The organism is uncultured Mycobacterium sp., from assembly GCF_964249325.1.
Classification (GTDB): Bacteria; Actinomycetota; Actinomycetes; order Mycobacteriales; family Mycobacteriaceae; genus Mycobacterium.
The window spans coordinates 1-7,714 of the sequence record NZ_CAXUCH010000205.1 but is presented as its reverse complement, the minus strand read 5'-3'; the positions used below and the strand labels follow the sequence as shown (position 1 = coordinate 7,714).

The following is a 7,714-nucleotide window of genomic DNA, read 5'->3' as shown; positions in this document are numbered from 1 at the left end:
GAGGACGCCGCCGAGATCCATATCGGCCAGCACGCTGACCACACCGACCACGAACCGGAAGTCGAACTCGTCGGCTAATGCCCGGGCAAGCGCCGCCGCCCCGGCGGGATTGTGCGCAGCGTCGATGAACAACGTCGGCGCGCTGCGCATCCGCTCCAACCGGCCCGGGCTGGTCACCTCGGCGAATCCCGCGCGCACCGCGTCGACGTCGAGCTGCCGCTGCGCGCCGGCGCCGAAGAACGCCTCGACCGCCGCCAGCGCCACGGCCGCGTTGTGCGCCTGGTGCTCGCCGTGCAGCGGCAGATAGATGTCGGAGTAGACGCCGCCGAGGCCCTGCAGTTGCACCAGCTGACCGCCGACGGCGACCCGACGGTCCAGCACCGCGAATTCGGAGTCCTCGCGCGCCACCTGGGCGCCGGCGCGCACGGCTTGCGCCAACAGCACCTCCATCACCTCCGGAACCTGGCGGGCGATGACTGCGACGGTGTCCACCGGACCTTCGGCGGGGGTGATGATGCCCGCCTTTTCGGCGGCGATGCCGGTGATGTCGTCGCCGAGGTACTCCACGTGGTCGATGCCGATCGGGGTGATGACGGCCACCGGCGCATTGATGACGTTGGTGGCGTCCCAGGTGCCGCCGAGGCCGCCCTCGACCACCGCGACGTCGACCGGGGCGTCGGCGAACGCGGCGAACGCCATCGCGGTGAGCACTTCGAACTTGCTCATCGGCGGGCCACCGGCCGACTCCGACTGCTGGTCGATCATCTGCACGTAGGGTTCGATATCGCGATATGTCGCGACGTAATGCGCCGGGCTGATCGGTGTGCCGTCGATCGCGATGCGCTCGACCGCCGACTGCAGGTGCGGGCTGGTGGTCCGGCCGGTGCGCCGGTGCAGCGCTCTCAACAGCGCGTCCACCATCCTCGCCACCGACGTTTTGCCGTTGGTGCCCGCGATATGGATCGACGGGTAGCTGCGCTGCGGCGAGCCGAGCACATCCATCAGCGCGCTAATGCGAGTCAGGCTCGGATCGATGCGGGTCTCGGGCCAGCGCTGGTCGAGCAAGTGCTCGACCTGCAACAGCGATGCGATCTCGTCGGGTGTGGGATCCGGTGAGGGCCGCTCAAGCGGCTCGGAGGTCATTGCAGCCCGGCCAGCCTGGCCGCAATCCGGTCGGTTTCGGCGCGGGCCACTTGCTGGCGATCACGAATCTTGTCGACGACGGCAGGAGGCGCTTTGGCCAGGAAATCGTGGTTGGCCAATTTGGCTGTCGTCGACTCCAGTTCCTTTTGGGCAGCGGCCAAATCCTTTTCCAGCCGGCGACGTTCGGCGGCGACGTCGATCGTCCCGGAGGTGTCGAGTTCGACGACGACGGTACCGCCGCTCAGCCGCACCTCCAGCGACGCCGAGGCGTTGAAGTCCGGGCTGGGCGCCGTCAGCCATGCCAGCGACGTCACCGCAGGCACTTGGGTGGTCAAATCGGCGTCGTCGATACCCGACAGGCGGGCGGGCACTTTCTGCCTGTCGCCCAGCCCCTGGTCGCTACGGAACCGCCGCACCTCGGTCACCAGCTTTCGCATTTCGGTGATGCGCTGCGCGGCAACCGAATCCAGCGTGATTCCGGAGGGCGGCGGCCAGTCGGCGATCACCAGCGACTCCTGACCGGTCAGCGTCGTCCACAGCGCCTCCGTGAGAAACGGGATTACCGGATGCAGCAGCCGCAGCAACGTGTCGAGTACCGCGGCCAGCACAGCGGTGGTATGCGTGAAGCCGTCGGCAAGCTGTGTCTTGGCCAGTTCGACGTACCAGTCGCAGAACTCGTCCCAGGTGAAGTGATAAAGGGACTCGCAGGCGCGGCTGAACTCGTAGCCGTCGAAAGCCGAATCAACTTCGGCGCGGACCTCTTCCAGCCGCCCCAAAATCCACCGATCGGCATCGGTCAAGTCCGCGAAGTCGGGCAGCGGCGCCGGGCTGGCACCGTTGAGCAGAGCGAACCGGGTGGCGTTGAACAGCTTGGTGCCGAAGTTTCGCGACGCCCGCACGTGGTCTTCGCCGATGGTCAGGTCACCGCCCGGGCTGGCGCCGCGGGCCAGCGCGAACCGCAACGCGTCGGCGCCGAACATGTCCAGCCAGTTCAGCGGATCGACCACGTTGCCTTTGGACTTGCTCATCTTGCGGCCGAACTCGTCGCGGATCAGCCCGTGCAGGAACACGTTGGTGAACGGCACCTGCGGTCCGCGGCAGCCGTCGAGGGTGATGGCGTCGTCGGCGCCGACAAAGGTGCCGAACATCATCATCCGGGCCACCCAGAAGAACAAGATGTCATAGCCGGTAACCAAAACGCTTGTCGGGTAGAACTTTTCCAGCTCGGGCGTGCGCTCGGGCCAACCCATCGTCGAAAACGGCCACAGCGCCGAGGAAAACCAGGTGTCCAGCACGTCGGGGTCTTGTTCCCAGCCGTCCGGCGGGGTTTCATCCGGGCCCACGCACACCTTTTCGCCATTGGGCCCGTACCAGATCGGGATACGGTGGCCCCACCACAGCTGACGCGAGATACACCAGTCGTGCATGTCGTCGACCCAGCCGAACCAGCGCGGCTCCATGCTGGCCGGGTGGATCACAGTTTGGCCGTGGCGCACAGCGTCGCCGGCCGCCTTGGCCAGCGATTCCACCCGCACCCACCACTGCAGCGACAGCCGCGGCTCGATCGGCTCGCCGCTGCGCTCGGAATGGCCGACGCTGTGCAGGTACGGGCGTTTCTCTTCAACGATACGACCCTGTGCGGCAAGCGCTTCCCGGACCGCGACACGGGCCTCGAACCGGTCCATGCCGTCGAATTGTGTTCCGGTGCCGACTATTCGGCCCTTGGTGTCCATGATGGTGGGCATCGGCAGTTGGTGCCGCAGCCCGATCTCGAAGTCGTTGGGGTCGTGAGCGGGCGTGACTTTGACTGCGCCGGTTCCGAATTCGGGGTCGACGTGCTCGTCGGCCACGACGACCAGCGTCCGGTCGGCGAAAGGGTGCGGCAAGCTGGTGCCCACCAGGTGGCGGTAGCGCTCGTCGTCGGGATGCACCGCGATCGCGGTGTCGCCCAGCATCGTCTCGACCCGGGTGGTGGCGACCACGATGTGGGGTTCGGAGTCGTCGAGCGAGCCGTATCGAAACGACACCAGTTCGCCTTCGACGTCTTCGTAGTTGACCTCGAGATCGGAAATGGCGGTTTCCAGCACCGGTGACCAGTTCACCAGCCGCTCGGCCTGGTAAATCAGGCCGGCGTCATAGAGCCGTTTGAAGATCGTCCGCACCGCCCGGGAAAGGCCCTCATCGAGGGTGAACCGGTCGCGGCTCCAGTCGACGCCGTCGCCGAGGCGGCGCATCTGGTCACCGATGACGCCGCCGGAGTCACGCTTCCATTGCCACACCGTCTCAATGAACCGCTCGCGGCCGAGCCGTTCTTTGGTCTTGCCCTCGAGCGCAAGCTGGTTCTCCACCACGCTTTGGGTGGCGATTCCGGCGTGGTCGGTGCCCGGCAGCCACAGCACCTCGTATCCCTGCATGCGCTTGCGGCGAGTCAAGGCATCCATCAGGGTGTGCTCCAGCGCATGCCCCATATGCAGGCTGCCGGTCACGTTGGGCGGCGGCAGCACGATCGAATACCCCGGTTTGGCGCTGGCCGGGTCCGCGGTGAAGTAACCAGCATCCACCCAGCCCTGGTAGATCGTGCTCTCGACCGTGCCCGGATCCCAGGACTTGGGCAAGGCTTCGGCCGCAGCGCTAACGGCGGGCTTCGGGTTGGGGGTCACCGCACAATTCTAGGAAGCCCGCTTACTCGACCGGCCACGCAGTTCCGCAGTAGCGGCCCAGTCTGGTCGACGTGAGCCGCCAAATCGTCAAATGCGCTGCGATCAGGGGATCGTCAGCACCTGCCCGGGTTGGATGAGGTCGGGGTTAGGGATTCCGCTGGCGTCGGCGATGACCTGGTATTTGCTGCCATCGCCGTAGAAGCGCTCCGCAATGGCCCACAGGGTGTCGCAGCCGGCACCCGCTGCGCAGGAGCCCGCCGCCGAACCAGAACCAGCCCCACAGGAGGCGGCACCGGAACCGGCCCAACCGGCCGCACGAACGTAGGCCGGTGGCGGTGGAGCATCGGTCTCGGTCTTAGTGGACCATCCTGCACGTCGTCGGCGTAGAGCACCAGGTGCGGTCATCCTGCAGGGCGAGTCTGGGATTTTTCTTGCCCTTGGTGTTGGTGGCCCACACGGGTTTGTCCGCGGTGTAGAGCACGAAGTTGCCGTCGGGTTGTACCTCCGCGTGCACCACGTTTTGACCGTTGGTCCCGGTCGCCCAAATGGCCTTGCCGCGCACCGCCAAGACCAGGTTGCCGTCATCTTGCAGCGTCACGGTGTAGGCCCCGTTGTTGGAGGTGAGCGACTCTCCCCGTACCAGCTTCTGTCCTGCAGTCAGTGTGTCTCCCACGTCACTCACTCCCATGTCGTCAGTGCGGACCGGCGACCGGCTCCGCGTCGTTGCTTCTTTCCGACGAGGGTGCGCCTACTGAAGTCGGCATTTTCGCGAACGCGTTCAACTCACGTGAAGCGAAACGCCTGAAGAACTGCCGGTGACGAACCGGTGCGACGGCGGTGTGGTCGTGCGCTATTTCTCGTTCTTGCCGCCGAGCAAGCCGCCGAGTATCTCGCCCGCTCTACCGCCCAGCGCATTTCCTAAGATGCTGCCCAACGACTTGTTGCCTTTGCCGCCTGATGCCTCACTGAGGATGCTGCCCAGCACCTCGCCGAGCGCGCCACCGGAGCCCTGCTGTCCGGGCGCACGGGCGTTCTCACCGCTGAGCTGCTTGCCGATGTAGGCCAGCACGATCGGCATCAAGATCGGTAAAAGCTACTGGAACAACTCGTTATCGCCGGCGGCAGGGCCCGATAGCGATGCGGCGACCTGACTGCTGTCATTGCCGCCGAAGATCTTCGCGATCGCCTGCTGACCCTCCGATTTGTCGATCTGATCTACCCTCACGCCCGTATCCAACAGCCCTCTCGCAGCGCGACTGTTGACCGCCGACGAGATTTCTGACGCCACAGCAGGGTTTCGCGCGTTCTCGTGTAGTCCACTAACGAGCGCAGGCACCAGTCTGTGGATGGCGTTGTTCACTTCCGCTTCGTTAGCGCCTATCCTGGTTGCGATTTCGCGCGTAGGAATCTGCGCGAAGAGGTCGTCAAGGCTGGCCCTCGTCGTGCTCACTTTCGTTGCTGGATGTGGTCGAAATCGATGACGAAACTAGACCAAACCAGCCGCACCGACATCCTTACGGCGCGGCGCGACGCACTCAGAGCCGAGTGGTCTGCAGTGACACACCGGCGGCGGGGAAACGCGCGATCAGCGCATCGCCCATCGCGGCCGCCGGGGTGAGCACGCCACGTAGCTCGGAGAGCTTGTCCCGGTCTAAAGCGAGCGCCAAGCCGCTCTCCCCCAACAACACCGACGTCGCCTTGTAACCCGGATCGCCCTGCTGCTCGATGGTCGCCCGATAACGGGCACCGCTGGTCGTGGTGGCATAGGTCTCGGCGTGGTAGTAGCCGCGTTCTCGTGCGGCGGGGCTGGGGCCGCTGCCGGGTTTGGGCGCCAGGCGCTCCACCAGCCGCCGCGGAAGCAGCCGGAAATAGCGGCTGCCCAGCCCGAACATCGCGTTACCCACCCCGGTGACGGCAGCTGACGCCGCTGGAGCGACGAACGACGACCCCACACTCATGTGCTCGCTGTAGCGAAATTGCCTGCCGTACGCCCAGTCCAGTAATGCGTTGCTGCGCCGAACAATCCGAGTGTTATACGGCCCCATCATGAATCCGGCGGTCCAAGTGCCGGCCAGTTCCGGCGCAATGTCACGGCCGCGGCGCCACGGCATGTCGGGCTGCGGGCCCAGGTCGGGTTCGGCCGCGCGGTCGCTGCTCAGCGTGTAGGGATCGGCGAGCAGCCGCCTTGCATCTGGATCGGTGGAAGCGGTGTGCAGCACTTCCATCATCGAGGCGATGGTGCCCCCGGACAGCCCGCCGGAGAAGCGGCGCAACACGAAGTGGGTGTCTGTCAGTTTACCGGCGCCGTCGTCACGTGCCGCGCGGTATAGCGCATAGACGCTCAAATCCGAAGGGATGGAATCGAATCCGCACGCGTGCACGATGCGGGCACCGGTGTCGACGGCCTGTTTATGGTGCTGGTCGATGCTGTTGCGCACGAACATCGCCTCACCGGTGAGGTCGGCGTAATCGGTGCCCGCCGCCGCGCATGCGGCAACCAGTGGCAGCCCGTAGCGGGTGTACGGCCCGACGGTGGTGACGACCACCTGGGTGCGCGCCGCCATCGCGTCCAGCGTCGACGGCGAGGCGGCATCGGCCTCCACCAGTGGCCAGGACTTCGCTGAGTCGCCGAGGGTATCGCGCACCGTACGCACGCGGTCGGCTGATCGGCCGGCCAGTGCAATGCGGGCATTCGATCCTGCCCGGGCGAGGTATTCGGCGGTCAGCTTGCCGACAAAGCCGGTCGCCCCGTACAAGACGATGTCGAATTCGCGCTGCGACGCTGTCACGGGTGTGACGCTACTCCGAGGATTTCGGGCAGTTCGCCGGTCTCGCCGAGCACGTGTTCCGCCAGAAACCCGATGACGACGTCGTACCAGATCTTGGCGTGCTGTGGGGCTAGCACCCAGTGGTTTTCGGACGGGAAGTACAAAAAGCGGTGGGGGCTGCGTCCGTCGGCGCCGGCGGGTAGGCCAGAGGCGGCCAGCAGGTCGTACCACAGTCGGAGGGCTTCGCCGACCGGTACTCGGTAGTCCTTGTCGCCGTGGATGACGAGCATCGGGGTGGTGATCCGGTCGGCGAAGCGGTGCGGGGAGTGGGTGGCGGCCATCTGCGGTGTCATCTCGCGCTGCCAGTAATAGGCGAGGTCGGTAGTCGGCCAGAATTGGTCCAACGCCCACAAGCTGGCGTGAGTCACGATCGCGGCGAACCGGTCATTGTGGCCGGCCACCCAGTTGGCCATATATCCGCCGAACGATCCGCCCATTGCCGCCATTCGGGTGGCGTCGACGCGGGGGTGGGCGCAGATTGCGTCGGTTGCTGCCATCAAGTCGTCGAACGGTGCCGCACCCCAGGCTCCCCAGCCGCGCTGGATGAACTCTTGGCCGTAGCCGGTGGACAGCGCCGGGTCGGGCAACAGCACGGCGTAGCCTTCGGCGGCCATCAGCCAGGGATTCCATCGCCATGACCAACTGTTCCAGCTGCCCAGCGGACCACCGTGAATCCAAAGCAGTAGCGGCGCCGGAGCGGGACTTTCGGGCAACACGAGCCACGAGCGCACCGTCGTCCCATCGGCAGCCGCGGCGCTGACCTCTTCCAATGTCCCTGGCAGCGCGGGCAATTCACCACAGGGCAGTACAGCGACGCCGCCATTGGGGTCGATCTTGACCGGGTGCGGTGGCGTCTCATACGAGCTGCGCAGGCCATACAGAACCCCACTGGGCGAGGCCGTGACGTCGGTGTAAGCGAAGTCGTCTGAGACGAGCTGGGTGATCGTCGATGCGGCCACATCGACGGCGAACACCGGCGTGCGCCCGGCTTGGTCGGCGGTGACGATCAGCGAGGCGCCGTCCATCGACCAGGTCACCGATGCCGGCCAGCGATCCCACTCCACAGCGACGGGCACCGGTTCT

At 66.0% G+C, this 7,714-nt stretch carries 4 protein-coding genes and 3 pseudogenes; all 7 read right to left on the bottom strand.

Annotated elements, in window-relative coordinates:
- Window positions 1-1,143: bifunctional folylpolyglutamate synthase/dihydrofolate synthase (locus ACFE99_RS19915; RefSeq protein WP_375488148.1), on the bottom strand; the 1,143-nt coding region annotated here is incomplete at its 3' end.
- The gene (locus ACFE99_RS19910; protein ID WP_375488147.1) at window positions 1,140-3,803 is read right to left on the bottom strand and encodes a valine--tRNA ligase; all 2,664 of its coding nucleotides are present in this window, start codon (window positions 3,801-3,803) and stop codon (window positions 1,140-1,142) included. The genes ACFE99_RS19915 and ACFE99_RS19910, both read right to left, overlap by 4 nt.
- A 102-nt stretch (window positions 3,804-3,905) precedes the next feature.
- A pseudogene (locus tag ACFE99_RS19905) lies at window positions 3,906-4,034 on the bottom strand (LysM peptidoglycan-binding domain-containing protein); the annotation flags it as partial.
- Window positions 4,035-4,120: 86 nt separating this feature from the next.
- Window positions 4,121-4,476, bottom strand: a pseudogene (locus ACFE99_RS19900) (lectin); the annotation flags it as partial.
- Between the two features lie 177 nt (window positions 4,477-4,653).
- A pseudogene (locus tag ACFE99_RS19895) lies at window positions 4,654-5,253 on the bottom strand (DUF937 domain-containing protein).
- Between the two features lie 85 nt (window positions 5,254-5,338).
- Entirely contained in the window at window positions 5,339-6,592 is a 1,254-nt protein-coding gene (locus tag ACFE99_RS19890) for a saccharopine dehydrogenase family protein (RefSeq protein WP_375488146.1), read from the bottom strand.
- On the bottom strand, window positions 6,589-7,714 hold a 1,126-nt coding region (locus ACFE99_RS19885), incomplete at its 5' end, for a prolyl oligopeptidase family serine peptidase (RefSeq protein WP_375488145.1). The genes ACFE99_RS19890 and ACFE99_RS19885, both read right to left, overlap by 4 nt.